Annotated in this window: 19 protein-coding genes and 2 pseudogenes; 9 read left to right on the forward strand and 12 right to left on the reverse strand. The window is 45.6% G+C overall.

The window, feature by feature from the left end:
- Positions 1-73: 73 nt before the first annotated feature.
- The gene (locus J07HQW2_RS07595; RefSeq protein WP_021054851.1) at positions 74-919 is read right to left on the reverse strand and encodes a Rieske (2Fe-2S) protein; all 846 of its coding nucleotides are present in this window, start codon (positions 917-919) and stop codon (positions 74-76) included.
- Between the two features lie 138 nt (positions 920-1,057).
- Here J07HQW2_RS07595 and ppc point away from each other — a divergent pair, with 138 nt between their 5' ends.
- Positions 1,058-3,751 carry a phosphoenolpyruvate carboxylase gene (gene ppc, locus J07HQW2_RS07600; protein ID WP_021054852.1) on the forward strand — a complete coding sequence of 898 codons (2,694 nt, stop codon included), beginning with the start codon at positions 1,058-1,060 and terminating at the stop codon, positions 3,749-3,751.
- A 13-nt stretch (positions 3,752-3,764) separates the two neighbouring features.
- Here ppc and J07HQW2_RS07605 read toward each other — a convergent pair whose 3' ends face one another.
- Positions 3,765-3,959, reverse strand: coding sequence for a YgaP-like transmembrane domain (locus J07HQW2_RS07605; RefSeq protein WP_048075192.1), 195 nt, complete (start codon positions 3,957-3,959; stop codon positions 3,765-3,767).
- Between the two features lie 239 nt (positions 3,960-4,198).
- On the opposite strand from J07HQW2_RS07605, the gene J07HQW2_RS07610 reads away from it, so the two are divergent.
- The 5 genes and pseudogenes from J07HQW2_RS07610 (at position 4,199) to J07HQW2_RS07630 (ending at position 9,400) form a co-directional block, all read left to right on the forward strand.
- Positions 4,199-5,866, forward strand: a complete 1,668-nt coding sequence (locus J07HQW2_RS07610) for a CTP synthase (protein ID WP_021054854.1) — start codon at positions 4,199-4,201, stop codon at positions 5,864-5,866.
- Complete coding sequence (guaA, locus tag J07HQW2_RS07615; RefSeq protein ID WP_021054855.1) at positions 5,866-6,783, forward strand: glutamine-hydrolyzing GMP synthase; 918 nt, start codon at positions 5,866-5,868, stop codon at positions 6,781-6,783. The genes J07HQW2_RS07610 and guaA overlap by 1 nt, the downstream gene beginning before the upstream one ends.
- A 332-nt stretch (positions 6,784-7,115) precedes the next feature.
- A complete protein-coding gene (locus J07HQW2_RS07620) occupies positions 7,116-7,457 on the forward strand; it encodes a DUF7126 family protein (RefSeq protein ID WP_021054857.1) in 342 nt (113 codons plus the stop codon).
- 122 nt (positions 7,458-7,579) lie between these two features.
- Positions 7,580-7,908: pseudogene (locus tag J07HQW2_RS07625) on the forward strand (cupin domain-containing protein).
- Positions 7,909-8,395: 487 nt separating this feature from the next.
- Positions 8,396-9,400, forward strand: a complete 1,005-nt coding sequence (locus tag J07HQW2_RS07630) for a beta-ribofuranosylaminobenzene 5'-phosphate synthase family protein (protein WP_021054860.1) — start codon at positions 8,396-8,398, stop codon at positions 9,398-9,400.
- Positions 9,401-9,578: 178 nt separating this feature from the next.
- Here the strand turns inward: J07HQW2_RS07630 and J07HQW2_RS07635 are convergent, their stop codons facing one another.
- Positions 9,579-9,899, reverse strand: coding sequence for a transcription factor S (locus J07HQW2_RS07635; protein ID WP_048075193.1), 321 nt, complete (start codon positions 9,897-9,899; stop codon positions 9,579-9,581).
- A 246-nt stretch (positions 9,900-10,145) separates the two neighbouring features.
- On the opposite strand from J07HQW2_RS07635, the pseudogene J07HQW2_RS07640 reads away from it, so the two are divergent.
- Positions 10,146-11,301 (forward strand): annotated as a pseudogene (locus J07HQW2_RS07640) (CobW family GTP-binding protein).
- 54 nt (positions 11,302-11,355) lie between these two features.
- On the opposite strand, the gene J07HQW2_RS18125 reads toward J07HQW2_RS07640, so the two are convergent.
- The 7 genes from J07HQW2_RS18125 to J07HQW2_RS07670 all read right to left on the reverse strand — a co-directional run bounded on the left by J07HQW2_RS18125 (position 11,356) and on the right by J07HQW2_RS07670 (position 18,230).
- The gene (locus tag J07HQW2_RS18125) at positions 11,356-11,514 is read right to left on the reverse strand and encodes a hypothetical protein (protein ID WP_011572393.1); all 159 of its coding nucleotides are present in this window, start codon (positions 11,512-11,514) and stop codon (positions 11,356-11,358) included.
- A 314-nt stretch (positions 11,515-11,828) separates the two neighbouring features.
- Positions 11,829-12,986, reverse strand: coding sequence for a glutathione-independent formaldehyde dehydrogenase (locus J07HQW2_RS07645; RefSeq protein ID WP_048075194.1), 1,158 nt, complete (start codon positions 12,984-12,986; stop codon positions 11,829-11,831).
- Between the two features lie 420 nt (positions 12,987-13,406).
- The gene (locus tag J07HQW2_RS07650) at positions 13,407-14,168 is read right to left on the reverse strand and encodes an ABC transporter ATP-binding protein (RefSeq protein WP_021054866.1); all 762 of its coding nucleotides are present in this window, start codon (positions 14,166-14,168) and stop codon (positions 13,407-13,409) included.
- A gap of 2 nt (positions 14,169-14,170) precedes the next feature.
- On the reverse strand, positions 14,171-14,965 hold the full coding sequence (locus tag J07HQW2_RS07655) for an ABC transporter ATP-binding protein (RefSeq protein ID WP_021054867.1): 795 nt from the start codon (positions 14,963-14,965) through the stop codon (positions 14,171-14,173).
- A complete protein-coding gene (locus tag J07HQW2_RS07660; protein WP_021054868.1) occupies positions 14,958-16,022 on the reverse strand; it encodes a branched-chain amino acid ABC transporter permease in 1,065 nt (354 codons plus the stop codon). Before J07HQW2_RS07660 ends, J07HQW2_RS07655 begins: the two co-directional genes overlap by 8 nt.
- Positions 16,019-16,906: a branched-chain amino acid ABC transporter permease gene (locus J07HQW2_RS07665; protein ID WP_048075195.1), complete on the reverse strand. Its 888-nt coding sequence runs from the start codon at positions 16,904-16,906 to the stop codon at positions 16,019-16,021. The genes J07HQW2_RS07660 and J07HQW2_RS07665 overlap by 4 nt, the downstream gene beginning before the upstream one ends.
- Before the next feature lie 4 nt (positions 16,907-16,910).
- Complete coding sequence (locus J07HQW2_RS07670; protein ID WP_021054870.1) at positions 16,911-18,230, reverse strand: ABC transporter substrate-binding protein; 1,320 nt, start codon at positions 18,228-18,230, stop codon at positions 16,911-16,913.
- A 266-nt stretch (positions 18,231-18,496) separates the two neighbouring features.
- On the opposite strand from J07HQW2_RS07670, the gene J07HQW2_RS07675 reads away from it, so the two are divergent.
- Positions 18,497-18,730 carry a DUF7385 family protein gene (locus J07HQW2_RS07675; protein ID WP_021054871.1) on the forward strand — a complete coding sequence of 78 codons (234 nt, stop codon included), beginning with the start codon at positions 18,497-18,499 and terminating at the stop codon, positions 18,728-18,730.
- 165 nt (positions 18,731-18,895) lie between these two features.
- Here the strand turns inward: J07HQW2_RS07675 and J07HQW2_RS07680 are convergent, their stop codons facing one another.
- The gene (locus J07HQW2_RS07680; RefSeq protein ID WP_021054872.1) at positions 18,896-20,221 is read right to left on the reverse strand and encodes an RNB domain-containing ribonuclease; all 1,326 of its coding nucleotides are present in this window, start codon (positions 20,219-20,221) and stop codon (positions 18,896-18,898) included.
- Between the two features lie 293 nt (positions 20,222-20,514).
- Positions 20,515-20,862: a DUF7562 family protein gene (locus J07HQW2_RS07685; protein ID WP_021054873.1), complete on the reverse strand. Its 348-nt coding sequence runs from the start codon at positions 20,860-20,862 to the stop codon at positions 20,515-20,517.
- 121 nt (positions 20,863-20,983) lie between these two features.
- Here J07HQW2_RS07685 and J07HQW2_RS07690 point away from each other — a divergent pair, with 121 nt between their 5' ends.
- Entirely contained in the window at positions 20,984-21,463 is a 480-nt protein-coding gene (locus tag J07HQW2_RS07690; RefSeq protein ID WP_048075196.1) for an RNA-binding protein, read from the forward strand.
- Positions 21,464-21,496 lie beyond the last annotated feature (33 nt).

Here is a 21,496-nt window from a genome sequence, read left to right on the forward strand (position 1 = left end):
TCAATAAAGTAATTATAAACGACGGTCAACAATATGAGCGTGGTCAATAAACTTCATCAACGATGATATCGGTCTATTCTTGTGGTCGAGGTCGTGCGACAAACAGTGTTTGAACAATGCTGAATGGGTCATAGACAGACTGATGACACTGACAGTAAACATCGTCTTCAGCACCGAATTTCGCTGACCCTTCGTTTTTATACTGTGGAACACAGCAGAAGTGTGTACATTTGTTGAGCCAAGCAACGAATCCCTCCTCAGTTGACGCCTCAAGCCATGGGTCTTGATCAGTGGCTTGTTGTATCTCTTCAGATTTGATTACCTGAATCGGAATGACGTTATCAGCATCCTCAGAGCGCCATCGACCAGTTGCCGGTTTTCCGAGTCCAGCACTACCAATGCCATTAGACCATGTCTGATGGTCAGAGAAATCATCAACATGAAGTTTATCACCCTCAGAGTAATCTTCATTTAACCAATCGTACCCGGGATTTGAACCAACACGAAAGTAATTATCAGAGTCATACTGTGGGTTGATACCAGCATACGACTCGACACCACAATATTGGAACCACTCTGTTGAGTACGTCACACCAGATCCCTTGAAGTCCTTAGTCTCAGCAATTTGGATGTTGATACCTCCTTGCTTTTCGGTTTTGACTTCGGGCCACACACCTTTTAAAAATCCCTCAGAATCGACTTCGACTGGAATTTGAGGCATTCCACGAGGTGCTGGACCACCGGTATTTTCGATTGCGTATGCCTGCGTTGTGCCTCCCCCGGCACCCGGTGATGTTGTTGCAGAATTAACTGCAGCAGCACCTGTCGCGCCAACGCCAGCGAGCGCCGCTCCACCGACAACGCCCTTGACAAATCGGCGACGACCAGAATCTGCCGGATATTTATCACGCTCACTCATAATTTGAACTTCGCTCCACTGGTAAAAAGCGTAACGAAACGACCGATTGCTAGGTTTCAATATAATAATCGTGATCGTTTCTAAAAACGAATAAAGGAGATACTGGGATTTTTACTCGGTCCACAATATATCAGTGGTATGGAGTTACACAACAGGGGGGTCAAACAAGATATTCAGGAGTTGGGTGCGCTTCTTGGTGATGTCTTAGCTGATCAAACCTCTGATGCAGCTTTCGAAACTGTTGAAGATATTCGCACGGCAGCAATCGATTATCGAAGTGATAAATTAGCAACTCGGAATCGACTTGATGAATTATTGGATGGACTTGATCCTGAACGAGAGAGCACTGTTGCAAGAGCATTCACTACATATTTTGAGCTCGTAAATCTCGCCGAGGAGCGCGAGCGGGCTCGCGTTGTTCGCGAAGGTGCACAAACAAAAAATCTCGATGATGGGCTCATTGCAACTGTCGAATCGCTGGTAGATGCTGATGCTGACGCCGAGACTGTCCAGCGCATTCTTGATGAAGTGCTCATTGAGCCAACGTTTACCGCACATCCAACGGAAGCCCGACGAAAAACGGTCAAGGCAAAACTTCGCTCAATTGCGAATAAACTCGAAGAACTTGATGAACAACAGGTTACTGACCGGGAACATAATCAGATCTGGCGGAAGGTTGATGCTGAGATCACAAGCCTTTGGCAGACATCGCAGGTTCGCGGACGGCGTCCGGAGCCACAGGATGAGGCGCGAAATGTACAGTGGTATCTTGAATCTATTTTATTTGATGTCGTTGGTGAGGTGTACGCTGAACTCGAAGATATCATTGGATCAGAATATCCTAGCGTTAGCGTCCCAAAATTATTTGAATTTCGCTCATGGGCTGGATCTGACCGTGACGGAAATCCATTTGTTACACCGGAGGTCACAACAGATACGCTTGAGCGTCAGCGGAGTGTTGTCTTAGAGAAATATAGTCAGGCACTTAAGGAACTATCCGGTGTCCTAAGCCAGGATGCTGACCGCGTAGATGTCAGTGCACAACTCAAACGATCATTAAAAAATGACTCTGAACAGATCCCAGGCGTCACAGCAGAAACTGAAGAGCGATATCCTGGTGAGCCATATCGACAGAAATTGAAACTGATGCGTGAGCAACTTCGGCGGATTGATGATGTCCGTCCGAACGGATATACCGACCCAGAAGAGTTTCTCACAGATCTTGAGGTTATTGATTACAGTCTTCGGGCGAATGGAGGCGAGGTCGTAGCGGACGAGTACGTCGAGCCACTGATGAGACAGGTAGACACATTCGGATTTACGCTTGCAAGTCTTGACCTTCGCGATCATCAAAAAAATCATACTGAAGCCGTCGACGAAGTGCTCACGGCGTCTGGAGTCGATTATGATAGCTGTGATGAAACAGAGCGGATTCAAGTATTAACAGAAGCAATTCTCCAAACAGAACCAGTCGTTGATCTTGAGAACCCTGGAGACGTTTCTGATACCGCCGAACGTGTACTTAGACGGTTCTCAATGCTTGGTGAGTGGCAGCGAGAATTCGGTGTTGGTGCAATCGATACATATTGTATCTCAATGACTGAACATCCGAGTCATGTTCTTGAGGTTCTTTTCTTAGCTGATCAGGCTGGTGTTGTGTCACTCCCAGATCACTGTGGGCTTGACATTGTTCCACTGTTAGAGACAGAGTCTGCACTGAATGGTGCCCGCGAGATTATGGGAACACTCTTTGAGAACGAGGCGTATGCGGCTGCATTAAGCGCACGCGATCAGGTTCAAGAGATCATGCTTGGGTACTCTGATTCAAACAAGGAGAATGGGTTCCTTGCCGCAAACTGGGATTTGTATAAAAATCAACGTCGACTCGCACAGATTTGTGAGGACTTTGATGTGACAATGCGGCTGTTCCATGGTCGAGGTGGGTCAATTTCACGTGGTGGTGGACCAATGAATGAAGCAATGCTAGCGCTGCCCAATGAGACAGTTACAGGCCAGATCAAATTCACAGAGCAAGGAGAAGCTATTGCGGAGAAATATGCAAATCCACGTATTGCTGAACGTAATCTTGAACAAATGTTGAATGCACAGGTACGTGCTCGTCATAACGCTATTCGTGAGCCGACAGAGAATGTTCCAAGTGCGTGGATTGATGCAATGGAAGAGATGGCTTCGGCTGCTCGAAAGCAGTATTATGATCTCTTGAACACTGATGGATTTATTACATATTTCGGACAGGCAACGCCAATCAGTGTTATTGAGAATTTGAATCTTGGGTCACGACCAGCTTCGCGGTCAGGTGAACGAACCGTTGAGGATCTACGTGCAATCCCATGGGTATTCTCTTGGACGCAGTCTCGGTGTATCATCACTGGGTGGTATGCACTTGGTGGCGGGATTCAATCATATCTCGACAACGGTGGGGATATTACAACGCTCAAATCGATGTATAATGAGTGGCCATTCTTCAGAACAACGCTTGATAACGCTACGCTTGCGCTTGCACGGACTGATTTGGACATAGCAGAACATTACGCATCACTGGCGGATCCTGAACTTCGAGAAGAGTTCTTCCCACATCTCCGCGCGGAGTGTGAGCAATCACGTGAACTTGTACGTGAAGTCGCTGATCGAGACTCATTACTTGAGCGTGAGTGGCTTGATCAGAGTCTCCAGCGACGGAACCCATATGTTGATCCATTGAATCTGCTTCAGACACATCTACTGGAGCAGACACATCGAACTGATGAAGAGGAGAGAACGCTTCGACTTACGGTGAAAGGAATTGCAGCGGGGATGAAAAACACTGGATAATCTCAGCAGCTGATCAGCAGCTAAACCCGAGTCGAGAAAGAATCGATTCTGCAGGGCAGATATTTGTGAAACTACTTTGTAGTAGATTAATACCGGCAAAGACAGTTAATAGATAGATCCAGTTGCTAATAAACCATCCACCAACGAGTCCTGTGAGAACAACGATACCAGCCATTCGACGAACGTTTGATTCACACTTTGTAGCCATAGTAGTGTTTCTTATGTACAATACTACTCTGATGAATAAAAATCTATCGACGACATGACAATCGGCATGTATGGTCGCCCTCAAATGCAAAATAAGCGTATCAATATGAGACTTTTTTAATTGGTTATGTAAATTATCTCGAATATTCCTGTTCTTGTTAAATAACATATATGTGTAGTCATTTACCATAGAGTTGATTGCTCCGAAACGGTTTTGAACTACCCTCGCACACACACACTATGCCGAAGGAACCCGAGACCGAGTACGACCCCTCACTGGGTCGAAAATTTATTTTTGTGACTGGCGGAGTAATGTCCGGATTGGGCAAAGGAATCACAGCCGCGAGCACTGGACGATTGCTTTCAAATGCCGGATTTGACGTTACTGCGGTGAAGATTGACCCGTATCTCAATGTTGATGCGGGGACAATGAACCCATATCAACATGGTGAGGTGTATGTGCTGAAAGACGGTGGCGAAGTCGATCTCGATTTGGGAAATTACGAGCGATTCCTCGGTGAGGACATGACCTCCGATCACAATGTCACGACCGGAAAATCCTATCAGCATGTCATTGAGAAGGAACGATCAGGTGATTATCTCGGGGAGACGGTTCAGATTATCCCACACATCACAGATGATATTAAACGACGGATTCGAGAAGCAGCAGCGGGGACCGATGTGTGTATTGTTGAGGTTGGCGGAACTGTCGGTGATATTGAGGGAATGCCGTATCTTGAGGCGCTTCGCCAATTCGCACATGAGGAAGCAAGTGATGATATTCTGTTCACTCATGTTACGCTCGTCCCATACTCAAAGAATGGAGAACAAAAGACAAAGCCAACACAACACTCGGTAAAAGAACTCCGCTCAATCGGTCTCCAACCTGACGTGCTGGTTGGACGTTGTTCAGATGAACTTGAACTAGCAACAAAAGAGAAAATTGCATTATTCTGCGATGTTCCAACGACGGCGGTATTTTCGAACCCTGATGTTGATGACATTTATCATGTGCCGCTCGTGGTTCAAGAAGAAGGGCTTGACCAGCACGTGATGGAGCAGCTTGATCTCGATGAAGAAGCAATAAAACCCACAGAACGAAATAACACGTGGCGCGAGCTTGTTACACGTGAACGAACGAGCAGTGCTGATATTGCACTCGTCGGGAAATATGATCTTGAAGACGCATACATGTCCGTCCATGAGGCATTGAAGCACGCCGGTATCGAAACACAGACCGAAGTAACCGTTCAGTGGGTTGATTCGGATGAGATGCTTGATCATCACGAGGACCGTCTTCGCGAGGCAGATGGTGTTGTTGTTCCTGGCGGCTTTGGATCTCGTGGGATTGCGGGCAAACTCAAAGCAATTGAGTACTGTCGAGAGCATAATGTGCCGTTCTTGGGACTTTGCTTAGGATTTCAGATGGCAGTCGTTGAGCATGCAAAGAATGTGCTTGGATTTACTGAAGCACACTCCGCAGAGTTACAGCCTGAAACACCACATCCAGTGATTGATATTCTTCCTGAACAATACGATGTTGAGACAATGGGCGGGACGATGCGATTAGGTGCACATGAGACGAATATCGCTCCGAATACACTTGCAGCAACAGTTTACGATGGCACTGTTTGCACAGAGCGACATCGACATCGGTATGAGGTCAATCCTGAGTACATTGATGAGTTAGAAGCAGGTGCACTTTCATTCTCAGGGCAAGCAAATAACCGAATGGAAATTCTTGAGCGATGTGATCATCCATTTTTCCTTGGAACACAGTTCCATCCTGAATTCCGATCACGACCTGACCGTGCTAGTCCACCATTTGTGAGTTTCTTAAAGTCACTTGATTCGACACTCGATGCTCGTTCACTTACCGTATCCACGAGTGAGGAGGTGCAAATCTGATGGTCGAGGTATCTCAATTTATTGATGAGGCTGTTGCAGAAATTGATGCGACTGTTGGTGAGGATAATGCTGTCATTGCGCTTTCTGGCGGTGTTGATTCATCAGTATCAGCCGCACTCGCATACAGGGCGATTGGCGACCAGCTCACGCCCGTCTACGTTGATACAGGGCTAATGCGGAAAGGGGAAACAGAGCAGGTGAAAGACACCTTCGCGTACATGGACTCACTTCGTGTTGTTGATGCACAAGATCGGTTTTTTGAATCACTCACTGGAGTTACCGACCCAGAAGAGAAACGACATGTTATCGGTGAACAATTTATTCGCGAGTTTGAACGAGAAGCGCATGATGCGGATGCTGATTATCTTGTTCAAGGGACGATTTACCCTGATCGTATCGAGTCAGAAGGGAATATCAAATCACATCATAACGTCGGTGGATTGCCAGACGTCGTTGATTTCGAAGGGATTGTCGAACCAGTCCGTGAACTCTATAAAGACGAAGTCCGCGAAGTCGCTCGTGAATTAGATCTTGATGAACTTGTTTCTGAACGAATGCCATTCCCTGGACCAGGGCTTGCAATTCGTGTCATCGGCGAAGTAACTCCTGAAAAGGTCACCGTCGCACGTGAGGCATGCCATATCGTTGAATCAGAAACTGCTGAGTTCGATCCGTGGCAAGCATTCGCTGCGGTTGTCGGAAAAGCAACCGGAGTAAAAGGTGATAATCGCGTCCACGGGTGGATTGTTTCAGTGCGCGCTGTGGAGTCTCGTGATGGGATGACCGCCCGAGCACAGGAACTTCCATGGGAAGTTCTCCAACGGATTCAATCACGGATCACTGGCGAAAATGATGACGTTGCCCGAGTCGTCTATGATGTAACACACAAGCCCCCAGCGACAATTGAATATGAATAAGCGTCATACTATGAGCGTATAGTAACAGAGTTATTATAGAGCTGATTAGATAGTTCCATATCACAGACTAACTGATAAGAATCCGGTTGAGAATATGTGTACATAATCCTGTCGTATCGACACCAATCAAGAAATAAAACTGGATAATACATATTGATTGAGTCAATAGTGTTTACATGCACGTAACTGAGTCTGTACATTTCATATACAACAATCGTACAATCAATACCCAGAGTTGAGTGCGAGCACGATTATAATCAGATGTCGCATACGCGGAAAGAATTGCTGTTGTGACCACGCTGGATATAAGATAATATAATTAGACAATTGACATGGATCACGATGAATCACAGATGTTTCTGGTAGCTGGACCGGACGAAAATAACCTTGCAGCGGAGCTAACGGATTGTGGAGTTGAAATTACTGAAATTGATGAAATGGTAACGCATGATTCTCTTGAGGCAGCGGGACTTGCGACTGCTGACACACTGGTTCTTACAACGATGGATGATGCATCGGCTATCCCGGTCGCAAAGGAGCAAAATCCTGCAGTACGAGTCGTCACGTATACTTCCGATTCGTTACCTGAATTTGCTCGCGGACAGACGGACCTAGCGATTGACCCAACATTACTCAATGCAACTGTCGTAGCCGAGGAGTTGACCGGATCATAGCTACAATATCGAGTGACCCGCTTCAGGCTACTCGTCTTGATTTCTGGTACAAACAATACATACCGTATCATACATACGTCGGCGATCTTATACTCTATCAGTATCTATATCTCGTAGTCATAATGTCAATAGGTGATTTATACACTGAAGCAGTTGCATCGCTTGATCCAGCCGTCGGTGATGTTGAGACCGTAGAACTGAGTGTCTCTGATGATATCCTACTCAAAGCATTTGCACTCGGACAGACGCAACCGTGGAGCCACATGAGCATGAAAAGAGTACAAATGTGTTTCATATTCTCGAAGGGACAGTGGTTGTTACACAGGATACGAAAGAGATTGTTGTTGATGCACCTGGAGTTGTTTACAATGATCGTGGTGTTGTCCATGGTGCTCGCAATGAAACAGATACAGTAGCGATACTTACCGCGAGTCTCTGCCCATTGCCATAGGGAATCGTGATTATCTGTATCTGTGGTATCAGTATCCGCGATTAGTAACTCACAATCTGTGGATAATTATGTTGTATGTTGGTGCGGTAATCGGAAAGAATAGCCTCACTGCAGGCAGATGTTCAAATCCAAAATATGCAACCTATCTTGATTATGAATACTGATCAATGTCGGTGTTGAGATATGATAGTTGACCTGACATGGAAAATATAGCGGAGCAAAGCCAGGTCACTCTGTGGTATCAATATAATCCATCAATCCCGAGGATACCTAATCTCCATGTCCACTCCGTGTGATGTTTTTACTATTTATAGAAGAACTCGATGTTCATGATTGAATTCGCCTGGCTTGTTTCAGCAGAGTCTCAGTAAGAACAACGATTGAGTTTTATGATCAGTGCAAAACGACATACATCTATTAGTCATTATCGTCGTATATCGCCGATGACGAAAGCAACAATCACCTCGATGCAGTATATTACCATAGAATGAATTCTGGTCGCGTCCGCGTCACTACTGGCGGTCGCATCCATTTTGGATTCTTAAATCTTAGCCTTGCACAAGATCGTCTCTATGGCGGGATCGGTCTTAGCGTGCGGGAGCCCACAACAACTGTAGTTGCAGAGCCGATTGATGATAGCGGCGACGCACCGACAATTGTTTGTTCACATTCGACTGCCCATGAGCATGCAACACGCGCAGTTGATATATTAAATCTTGACAGTGTCTCGGTCAACGTTGAGTCAGCACTTCCCCGACACGCCGGACTTGGAAGTGGGACACAACTTGCACTTACAACGCTTACTGCAGTCGCAAATGCGTATGATCAACCACCACAACCACGAGAGAACGCTCCGACACTTGGTCGCGGTGGACGCTCTGGGATTGGAGTTGGGACATTTGAGACGGGCGGCTTCATTATTGACGGTGGACATTCAACAGCGCGATTCACGATCGACCGACCGAGTGATGGGAGTTGGGCGGTCCCTCCGGTCATCACTCGTCAACGAATTCCAGACAGCTGGCGGTTTCTATTGTTAATCCCTGATGTTGACCCGGGACGTAGTGGAACAGAAGAAGAAGCGAGTATGCGTAGTGTTATCAAACAAGCATCCCCTGATATTGCAGACCGTATTGCTGGAACGGTGATGCGGAAACTTCTTCCAGCCATCGCTACTGAAAATGCTGAACAGTTCGGGACTGCAGTCAAAACTATTGGACGATTAAATGGGAGATGGTATACTGATGAACAAGGTGGTGTATATCGACCACCAGCTGGTGAGCTTGTTGCCTCTCTTAATGAGTCATCATCATGTTACGGAGCTGGACAGTCCTCGTGGGGACCAACAGTTTATGGAATTACTGATGTCGAGCATGCCGAAGCTGCTCGAGACGCCGGTCAACATGCACTCGATGCTGCTGGCGTTGACGGAAATGTACGTGTTGTTCGAGGGCAGAATGATGGAGTAACCGTCAAACAATTGGAAAGTTGATCTTTATAGAATAGTGTACTTACCCAGTGGCATGACAATATGACTACGATTCATCAGTCGGTATTTTTCAGATTGTCAACCATCGCTCGAACGTCGGGTAATAATTAAACATAGCTACAGCAGTGTAAAGTAAATTATCTAATCATCGTCAGTAGCTGTCAGAAATCAGAAAATCGTGCTAATTGTAATCTCGCCACCGGTATCCACACTCAGTACATTTGAAAAATCGAGTTGGTGGTTCATCAGCAGATCCTGTTTGCTTAATCGTGTACCATGCAACAGTATGTCCGCACTCGTCGCAGATTACATTATTATCAGTAGGTTTCCCTTCAAATTCGGCTCCCTCCTCTGTTTCGATTAGATCCTCATCTTTCTGTTCTTGGGTACTCACGAACTCTCCGATGTCACCATCCTGTTCGGCATGATATCCACAGCTTGTACAGACCATTTTGTCATCTTGCTTTTTCATCATTGAACTACATTCATCACAAAATTGCATTTAAATCACTCTTACTCAAATAACGAGGATGCTTTATTTATGCCAATTGCCATATCGAAGTACTGCTAGCTAATCTTATCTATCTATGTCAACAGAAACTCAATTGCCGTATCATGCTCGCTGAATGGAACCGAATGGATTGATGAAATTGAATTTGAGCATACGCTTCAATTCAGATCTTGATGGGTCTCAATCGATTGTAAACTAAACCGCACGTTCATTGGTGCGTGTATCATCACATTAACCATGACAGATATCGATACAACGACGATTCCGATGACAGTTATCAGTGGTCCACTTGGCGCAGGAAAGACGACGCTTGTTAATCGGCTGTTAAATCATCCCGGTGATAACCAAATTGCTGTCATTGTGAATGATATGGGCGAGGTCAATATTGATGCGGAGTTGCTCGAGGAAGAGACGGACGATGGTATCGTTGATCTCTCAAATGGATGTATCTGTTGTCGACTACAGGATGATCTCGTCACAGAAGCAAAGCGATTAGCAGATGAGCGGTCATTTGATTATCTAGTCATTGAGGCATCAGGGATTAGTGAGCCAATTCCAATCGCGAAGACACTGACTACAGGGGCTGAGAGCGGGAGCCTTGGTGACCGATTTTACGTTGACACGACCGTTTCAGTGATTGATGCCTATGGATTTTGGAAGGCGTTTGATGTAGAGGAATCGATTCCTGATGCTGCGCCAGATCCAGAGCGACCATTATCGGAGGTGCTTATTGATCAAATTGAATTCTGTGATGTCTTATTATTAAATAAGTGCGATATGGTGCCTGATGTAGAACTCGAGATGATTATGGACTCTATTCAGGAACTACAGCCAAGAGCAGCAATACATCGCACAACATACTCTGAAGTCAATCCTCAGACAGTACTTGACACCGGGCGGTTCGATTTTGAGGAAGCGCGTCGACAGCAAGGATGGAAGCAAGCGTTGTCTACAGAGGCTGCGGAATCAGGAGATAATGAAAGTCAGGACAGAAGCGTAGAGAAGACACATAATCATGACCATGACACATGGAGAGTCAGCAGCCGCTGCACACAACGTTGAGTCGTTTGTCTATCGTCAGCAGAATCCATTTAATCCGGAGCAATTTGACACTTGGCTGAGTGAGTGGAATGGAGATATTATCCGGATGAAGGGGTTCGCATGGGTGAGCACCCGTCCTGAGACAGTGCTTGGTGTTAGTCAAGCTGGGTCAGCGGTCCAAGCTGGACCAATCGGCGAGTGGGGACAAGACGATCCAGCAACACGACTTGTAGTCATTGGACAACAACTTGATATGAATCAGATCACTGCTGAACTAGACGACTGTGTCATTGACAATCTAGATGAACGCGCACAGAAGTCACAGGATGACCCGTTCCCGCGGGAGTCATGAGAACTGTGAAATTTGTGTAGATATCGATAGAATCAGATAACTAGATTGTGCTGTTTACACACCATAACCGACATCCTCGCGAAGTTCGTCCCAAGAGTCGTGAAACCCATACGTCGATTCTGATTCTGCTTCCATCGCCATCTGATATGTCTCATCGTATGAAAGAAGCTGTGTCCATCCATCGTGATACCGATAGCTACAGTACTGACACATATGCTATAGTAGTGTCTGTAAGAATTATAAGTTGTTACACTATGCAAGCGAATAATTAATTAACTCGTACTGACAGTATCGTTATCGCGTTATCATATAACTGACTCAGAGGGATTTAGTGTGCATTAATTACGTCTCATCCGGGTTCACAATATCGTAATGAGCGTTAGTGGAAGACATTCGCGTGTCATCAGGTGTTGACACTCTGAGTTTTCATATGTATACCAGAGTACAAAAACGAGCGTTTCGGAAATGATTTACATATTGTTTAAATATAGGTGCAATTCATATCGTCAACACTTATTAAGAGCGGATTATGGCTCAAGTAGAACCTTTGTCACGCCTTCTTCACGGTCATCAAATCGCTGATACATTTCAGGAGCTTTTTCAAGATCAACTCGATGAGAAACAACCCAACTAGGATCAGCACGTCCCTCAATGATTAGATCACGAAGTTCACGATTATACTCTTTAACATTACACTGACCTGTTCCCAGTGCTTGACCTTTCTCAAAGAGAAGACCAAAGTCGATTCCAAGTCGTCCTTGTGCAGCCATATCACTCGGGGCACCGGGATCCTCGGGGACGTATAGTCCTGGGATACCAAGTTTACCGGTTGGCTTGACAGTTCTGATGAGGTTATTGATAACAACGGCTGGGTTCTCACGAGCAGGGTCATATGCAGAATCCCCCTCTTTATTAGGGTCAACTGCCTGATACCCTACCGCGTCAACGCCCTTGTCAACACCTTTACCATGGACGTCTTTTATTTGCTCAACCGGGTCACCGTCTTCAAAGTTAATTGCAGTCGCATCGCAGTGCTCTTCAGCGAGTTCAAGACGGCTTGGGACACGATCGACAGTATAGATTTCTGCAGCACCCTTGATTTTAGCGCTGTATGCTGCCATCAACCCGACTGGTCCAGCCCCATAGATAGCAATGGAGTCACCAGGTTGAATGTCTGCAAGTTCGGTACCGTGCCATCCAGTCGGAAAGATGTCTGCAAGTAGTGAGAAAGCATCCTCATGTACATCACCATCAGGTAACTGCAATGCGTTGAAGTCAGCATATGGAATTCGGAGCTTCTCAGCTTGTCCTCCCATATATGGTCCCATTGCAACATACCCATACGCACCACCTGCAAATCCAGGATTGACGTTTGTACAGAATCCAGTGTATCCCTCTTCGCAGTTCTCACAGAAACCGCAGGCGACGTTGAATGGAGCAACAACACGATCTCCCATTTCAAGTCCTGAGACGGCTTCACCAACTTCACTGACAATTCCCATGTTCTCATGCCCGAAGACAATACCTGGGTCTGCTGCTGTTCGCCCCTCATACATGTGAAGGTCCGAACCACAGATGCACGACGTCGTTATATCAATAATAACGTCGTTCGGGTGCTCTATTTCCGGTTCATCGACTGATTCAACTGCAACATCTTTTTCTCCCTGATATACGACTGCTTCCATCGACATAATCAAATTCCTCCTTTGGCGTTTTCGTGCGTACGATTGGCTATACTATGCGTCGTTGGGTCAGTTTCATGCGGCATATCTACCTAACGACAGAAGTTAAACAGTAATAACCATTATGATTATTCATATTATATTCATATCTAACATTATAATTAATCATCATGAAGTGTTTTATTTTCGATGCAAAGATCTCTTATTTTGGGTATCAGGTAATGACACAGGGTCAGTGTATTCAAAACGATGTTCTACTCATCACTTTGAGACGACACGAGTCAAAGACACGCATTTCGTTGCAATCGGTCCAAGCGGATCCATCGAAGCTATATATTGTAGATTATTGAGGTGAAAACCGCTAGCTGTTTTGTTTAATTTAATATTTACTCTCATCAGTGAAACTGAGAGGAAAGTGTATGCTTATCCGCCGAGATATAATCGCCCAATATCGTTATTATTGAGCAGCTCTGTGCCTGTGCCGGTGAATTTGATCTCTCCAGATGCGAGCACAAAGCCACGGTCAGCAACTGATAATCCCTTCTGTGCGTTCTGTTCGACGAGCAGTATGGTCGTTCCGAGATCATTGAGCTGTTTAATTCGATCAAACACGTCTTCGATAAAACGTGGTTCAAGTCCAATAGATGGCTCATCAAGCATCATTATCTCTGGGTCAACCATCAGTGCTCGAGCGAGTTCAAGCAGGCGTCGTTGTCCTCCAGAAAGAGTTCCTGCATTTTGATTGCGAATATCGCCAAGAATACGAAACTCATCATAAAGCTCCTCAGCACGACGGGCGGCGCGGTCATCATCATTGAACACATATCCACCCATCAACATATTCTCATGAACAGTCATGCCCGGAAACACACTTGCATCCTGAAGCACATAGCTCATGCCAGCCGTTAGATTCTCTTGAGGTGAACGACCTGTGATGTTCTTATCATTGAGAGTGATTGTGCCTGCTTTCACATCAGCAAATCCATAGATACTCTTCATGAGTGTTGATTTACCTGACCCATTTGGTCCAATCAGACAGGCAATTTGTCCATCTTCAACGCCGATATTTATATCATGTAAGACAGTCGTATTACCGTATCCGGCAACGACATCACGCATTTCCAAGAGGGGTGTGTCGTTCGATTGAGGATCAGATCGAGCACTCAGATTTGACTCTGTCGACATGATCACTCTCTCCCAAGATACGCATCAAGCACGCGTTGGTTGTTTTGTATTTCATCAGGTGTCCCCTCAGCGATACGTTCGCCATGAGCAAGAACATAGATACGATCAGCGACTTCCATGACAAAATCCATATTATGCTCAATAAGAAAGATTGTTGCCTCTTCATCCTCGTTAGCTGTGCGAATATACTCAATGAGATTTTCAAGCATTGAAGGATTAATGCCACCAGCCGGCTCATCCATCAATAGAAGATTTGGCTCAGCCATCAGCTCCATTATAAACTCAGTGAGCTTTTGTTGACCGAAGCTCAACTGACCGGCAGGAGTCTCAGCAAGTCCACCAAGGTCAACATACTCAAGTAGTTCTTCGGAACGCGAGATGAGTGATTCATCAGGACGTCGAAGAAGTCGCCCAATATTTGCATCGCCCTCCTGTGCTGCTAATAATAGATTTTTACGAACACTCATTGCACCGAAGATGCGCGTCTCCTGAAACATCCGCCCAATCCCAGCCCTGGCAATCTTATATTCAGGCCAATTAGTGACATCTTCATCCTGGAGATAAACACGACCATCATCAGCATCAAGCGCCCCAGTGATACAATTGAATAGGGTTGACTTTCCAGCTCCATTTGGTCCAATTAGACCGACAATCTCGCCTTTGTTTACCTCAATGTTGACAGCATCGACAGCGGTGAGTCCACCAAATTTTTTTGTAACATCATCAGTCCGAAGCACGGTTTGGTCACCACTTTGAGTTACTGATGAGCGAACACTGTTTTTCATCGTATCACTCATCAGCTGTCACCTCTGTGCTATCAGTCCCTTCAGTGGCAGACATACCACCGTGTTCGTAATATTTCATTTCACTTGCATACTCTTTGAGTGTTCCAGTGACCCCATCGGGAAATCCAATGACAGTTCCGATAACGACGAGTCCGAGTAAGACGAGCTGCCAGCCGACGAAAGCAGTTTCAACATACTCGATGATGACGTGGAGTCCGAACGCACCGACAATCGGTCCAGCCACAGTTCCAGATCCTCCAATCAGTGCCATCGCAATCAGTTCCACATTCCACGCAGCGTTATATGCTGTCTGTGGATTGATGAATGTATTAAACAGGCTGTATCCTCCCCCGGCAAGCCCGGTAAAAAGCGCCGATAATACCCAAGCAGCTGTTTTGTAATACGTCGTATTGAACCCCATTGCGGTTGCTTTCTTTTCATCATCGCGAATGGCATTGAGGACAAATCCAAACCGGGTATTCGAGAGATAATAAAGAACAGCCGCTTCAATGACTAATACAGCAAAGAAGAAATAATAGAATACAGTCCCAGATGGTGTTTGTAGCAGAATCTTTCCACTCGCACCACCGGTGATGTCAAGGATTCGTGATACTTGCTGTGTAGTTAAAAGCACACCCAGTGTCGCAATGGCAAAATAATGCCCTCGAAGCCGAAGGACAGCAGCACCAATAATTACAGCAGACCCAACAGCAACTCCCGCAGCAGCAATCATCGCAACAGGGAGCATAACGCCGAAATCCTTCGTGAGAATAGCTGTTGTATACGCCCCGATTCCGAAGAACGCCATGTTGCCGAAACTTGGGTAACCTGTCTGTCCGCCAATAATGTCCCACGATAACGCCAGGATGGCAAATAAAAACATCTCAGAAATGACGGTCATATAATAGCCTTGTTTGAGTCCCAGAATCGGTGGTAGCGCCCCGACAGCGGTGCCAATCAATATGAGCGTCCACGCATGGTCATCACAAAAGCTGAAAAGTCGATCGACAAGACCAGGTGAAATAAGCGAACGGAACAGTCCACTCTCATCAGATTCACTCGCGGTCATTGTCTTGTTTCCTCACCGAATAGTCCAGTTGGTTTCACAATAAGTAGCATAATAAGTAGACTGAAACTCACAGCAAGTGTCCATTGAGAGGAAACAAGCCCGGCAGTGAGTTCCTCAACCGTCCCAAGCATCAGACCACCAACGAATACGCCGGGAATCGAACCAACGCCACCAAACACAACGATAACGAAGCTCTTCAGTGTGTATATAAGCCCCATTTGTGGCTGAATGTTCAATATTGTCGCAATAAATGCACCAGCACCACTAGCAATAGCTGAAGAGATTCCGAAGGTTACCGCACGCGTGTGTTCAACATCAATACCGACAAGGGCTGCTGCCTCAGGGTTTTGTGATACAGCACGAATTGCACGACCGGTTCGTGTCCGCTGAAGAAGCACATATAATGATACGGTTAGTGCAATCGCACCAATAAATGATATTAGTTTCATTTTTGGAATGACAATTCCGGCGGCAGTCAATGATGGGTCGGTGAACAGTATCCGAATCGCTCGAGGGTTTGCCGACCACGCTTGGATGGCGAGTTGTTGAATCGCGATACTAATCCCGAATGTAACCAACAGCGTGAGGAAGATATCTGTTCCAATAACACGTGACACAAGAATACGTTGGAGCGCATAGCCAATGACAAAAACAACTGCAATGACAAGGGGAATGGTTGCGAGAAATAGCGTTACTGATCCCTCAGCATCACCAGTTAAGGAACTCAAAATCCAGTATGAACTATAACCACCGAGCATTACCATCTCGCCATGTGCAAGATTAATAATATCGACGACTCCCCAAATAAGTGCGAATCCAACAGCAACGGCGGTGAATAACGCACCGACGAGAAGTCCATTGACAATAAACTGCGTTATTGGCATCAGTTTAGCGCTCGTCCCAATCAGGCATTGGATAGGCAGGTGCTGACTGGGCAACATTTTCAGGATATGTGATCTGTAGACCTGATTCTGGTTGCCACTGATAAATAAGCATATTCTTATCAATTACACCAGTGTCATCGAATGAAACAGTACCATACACCGTTGAGAATTCCGCCTGACGGATATAATCTCTAACGGGAGTAGGTTTTATTTCATCGACATTTTGGAATGCATTCACAAAGGTAACAATCACAGCCTCACCAGCCGCACTGTGGTAGTCAGGAGCGTACTCATAGTTGTTTTCGATAGCAGAGACGAAGTCCCCTGTTGCACCGTAAATTGGATCATCAAAGTCGGCATTTATTGCCCACGATGAGGGACCGTACATGTAATTCCCGTTTGTGTCGACTTCATTCTTAAATGAGTCATTAAGACTACCGACGGTTCCCATTGCAGCATCAACGTTCAGCCCTTGAGTCTCCATCTGGTTGGCAAGAATAATATTATGTTTTTGATGTGCACAGAGAAGTAAGATGTCGGCGTCGTTACTTTTTACTCGACTTAGATTTGTCGAGAGGTCGGATGTGCCCGTTGGGAACGTCTGATCGACGACCAACTCCAGATCAGTGTTTGCGATTTTATTTCGTGCGCCCTCTGCTGTGGACTGGCTGAATGTGTCGTCCTCGGCAAGGATCGCAATTGATTCTGGTGTTGAGTCCTGTGCAAGACACATATCCATATAGCTTTTTGCGTACTTATTTGCTGTCGGCAGAAGACCAAAGATCCACTCGTTCCCTTGTGCAAAAATCTCTGGACTTGCACCGCCGCCCTCAACCATCGGCTTGTTATTTTGTGCGGCAACAGCACTTGCTGGAAGTGTCACCGTGCTTGAATACGGACCTAATAGATAATCAACATTCTCGCGATCAATGAGTTCTTGATAGATACCTTTTGAAGTTGATGCGTCAGTTCCATCATCTCGAAGGATCATCTCCAGTTCATACGTATTCCCATCACCAGCCTCAATACCACCGTTGTCGTTGATTCGCTGAATTGTTAGTTCATACGCGTCCTTGTATAGCTTCCCGAGATCTGCGTTCTCGCCGGTTAGACTCATCGAACCACCAAGCGTAATTGTCTCCATCCCACCGGAATCTCCGGTTGTCCCGCCGTTGGCGGTCGTATCTCCACCATTGCCGGTTTCAGTGCTCGTGTTACCGTCATCGTCATTACCGCCAGCGCACCCAGCAAGCCCGGTAAGTCCGACTGCACCTGTACTTCCTGCTATCCTGAGAAACGTCCGTCGACTAGTATTTTCTGTCATAAACTATCAGCGGTCTGTCTAATCAATGCAAGACCTGTTATGGATAGAGTTTATCACAGTTATAAATGTTAATAATTAATAAAAATACAGTCCGGTGAGCCGATTTGAGTAAGTGAATCTGCTATTGTCAATTAATACATATTACTATAGAACTAGTTTTACTATGATATATTACAGCGAACATCATGTCGTTGAATCAAAACGCATCCTCAGTTGATAACCGCAGGAGGTAGAATTATGATGGATTATCTCTTTGTTTATATTACATGGACGAAAGCGAGTACGAACATCTCACCACATCATTAACACCACATGAATCCGCCGGTGGGGTGACAACGTATCGGAATACTGTCAGTATATCCTGTCCAGCATGCGATGATCCATTTGATGATTTAGTGATCTGTGAAGATGACTACAATAGTCTTGAACTTACTATGTTACTTGATCTGTGCATCACAACACATGGAAATGAGATACTATTATTTACACATAAACACTAATAAATGGATATCTATACCATCGATGAACTTTACGACAGTATAGTTGATCAGATATATTCGAAATATTAAATATAAATAGTGTTTATCAATTTTTGATATCAATCATGTTTATTGATATCTGATCATGTTCTGAGTAATTAGTGTAAATATAGATACGAACACGACTCAGTTTGGCGGAAGTCCCTCATCATTGACAACGTCCCCAGCATCGTTGATCGTGACTACGCCACGATTATTAATGGCGTATGGGTCGACACCTTCCTCTTCAAGGAACTGTTTATATAATCGCTCAGCCGTTTCGGCGTCTTTTTGTCTTTCTGAAGCACGGTCAGAAAGTGATATGAGATCTTCTGGAACAGCATTTGCATGTACGATCGAGTGATTGATTAGGTCTGAAAGTCGTCGAATCGGTGATGTAAAATGTCCGTAAATGTCGAAATTCAACGCATAATGACCACCAAATGGATCATTCATATATTTGGCCCGTGGCATGACCTTAAGCACCGCCCGCTGAATCTTATCAAGTGCACGGGGTTTTGAATTTTCAAGCGCACTGTTGACGGCTTTACGTGGTTCGTCCCATGCAGTTGATGAAATTTCAACGCCATCAAGTTCTGTGATCTCACGAAGTGCTTCATCCCATTGTGTCGGGGTTGGCTGCGGGTGGACACGATACATGGCCTCGACACCCCGATTCCACATCAGCTCATGCGTAACAGCCTTATTGGCTTTCAACATACATTCTTCGATTATTGTGTGTGCGCGATCACGACTTGGATTCAACACCAATGACCCGTCTTCTTTGCGTTGTTGATGTAGTCGGTCAGCAAGCTCATACGCGAGTTTATTTTCATCATGCAAATCAGCATCAGGATCCTCAAGATGGTTCTCACACTCAGTGTATGTCAATCGAGCATCAGAATGTATCACTGACTTGTAAATGTCAAGTTCTTCAAATGAAAGTGTTTCTTTTGAGATTTCCATCTCGACGGTATGTGCAAGTCGATCTTGTCTTGGGACGAGTGAACACACCGTCTCTGCCAGCACCGGTGGGAGCATATGGATCGTATACGCTGGTAGATATACCGTATTTCCTCGTTCGACAGCCTCGGTCCACATCTCGGAGTCTGGGTGGACATAGTGGCTGACATCAGCGATATGTACCCATAGTGTGTAGGTTTCGGCATTCTCTCGAATGCTGATAGCATCATCGAAGTCCTGCGCATCAACAGGATCTGTCGTCCACGTGGTCAGGTCACGAAGGTCCGCTCGCGACTCAAGTTCATCCTGTATTTCCTCATCAACGTTTTCAGTCCGTGCTTTTGCTTCCTGGCGAACAGCACTTGGAAATGCATCACGAATGCCAAACTCCTCGAAAAGCTCCTCTCGTTTCTCTTGCAGTCGATGGGCAAGACCAGCAGAAATCTCGACTGGACCCTGCCCAGCGGCTGTCCCTGCCTCTGACTGCGATTGTTGTGCATTATTGGACATAGCAATATTATTCGGGACGTACAGATAGTCGTGTCGCACACACAGATCTATACCGTTCACTCAACCTCGAAGGTATCTCACCACTATCTGAATTGACAATTAAATCACTCAACAGCTGTCCTGGTACATGTACACACTTTTGACGAACTACTAAAGATTGTCTAGAAAAGAGGACGCTATCTAATACTTAATCGTCGCTATGATATTAAACGGGTCTGAAATTAGACATGTGATACGCTCAGTTCACATACTACAGAATATGCAATATGCAACACTCAACCCAGGCAGTATTATCATTCAGACTGTGAATTTGAATCAGGGGTAGACTCGCCATCGTACTGTTCCTCAGCGGTTTCAATATATTGTGTGAGGAACTCAGATTGAGATTCAGGTTTTGATGATGACTGTGACTGTAATTTCATATTTTCTTCAATATTTATTAGCATCGACTCAAGTCCATCTCGAGGTTGGTGACACAAATCTTGATAACAGCCCTTACATAGATGTTCAAATTCTTTTCCATGCCGCTCCCATCGATCTCCTTGCTTATCATATTCACGCGCGTTCTTGCGCTCAACAGATGTCCCACAGGCAACACAAGTAACCGTCTTCTGATCCCCGTTGTCCCGGGCGCCCCACATATCTGACAGCATGAACCGCCCATACTTATTTTTTAGTTTCACATCTCGTTTTACCGATGAACGATATCCCCGTGCGCTAGTGTCGGGTCACTTATTTGTTGGGATACCTTTCCGCACGACAATGGAAGTTAAGTCTAGACATCACCTTCGAGCAGACGAGATTGACACGCTCACAACGACAATTGAGCAGACCACTGGTGTTGCACTTGATGCAGATACATACGAGCTTGTTGAACTCGACGGAGTATCATATGATGTCATATTAACCGATGATAATCTTGATGTTGTCAGATTTGGTGAGGAGCCATTTCTAACCGTACAGGGTGCGAATCGATACGATCCAACACAATCGGTTGTCACGGTCGATGCTGGGGCAATCTCGTTTGTTAGCAACGGGGCTGATGTGATGCGACCGGGAATCGTTGACGCTCATACGTCAATTAATGCTGATGATCTTATATTGATCGTAGAAGAAACGCATAATAAGGTCCTTGCTGTTGGTCGGGCACTTGTTGATGGAGATGAGATGATTGGTGATAATGGCAAGGTCGTTGAGTCAATCCACCACGTCGGTGATGACCTCTACTCGTTTACTGTATAATTGAGCAGTACCGTCTCATTAATCTGATACTTG

Source organism: Haloquadratum walsbyi J07HQW2 (assembly GCF_000415985.1).
Lineage (GTDB): Archaea > Halobacteriota > Halobacteria > Halobacteriales > Haloferacaceae > Haloquadratum > Haloquadratum walsbyi_B.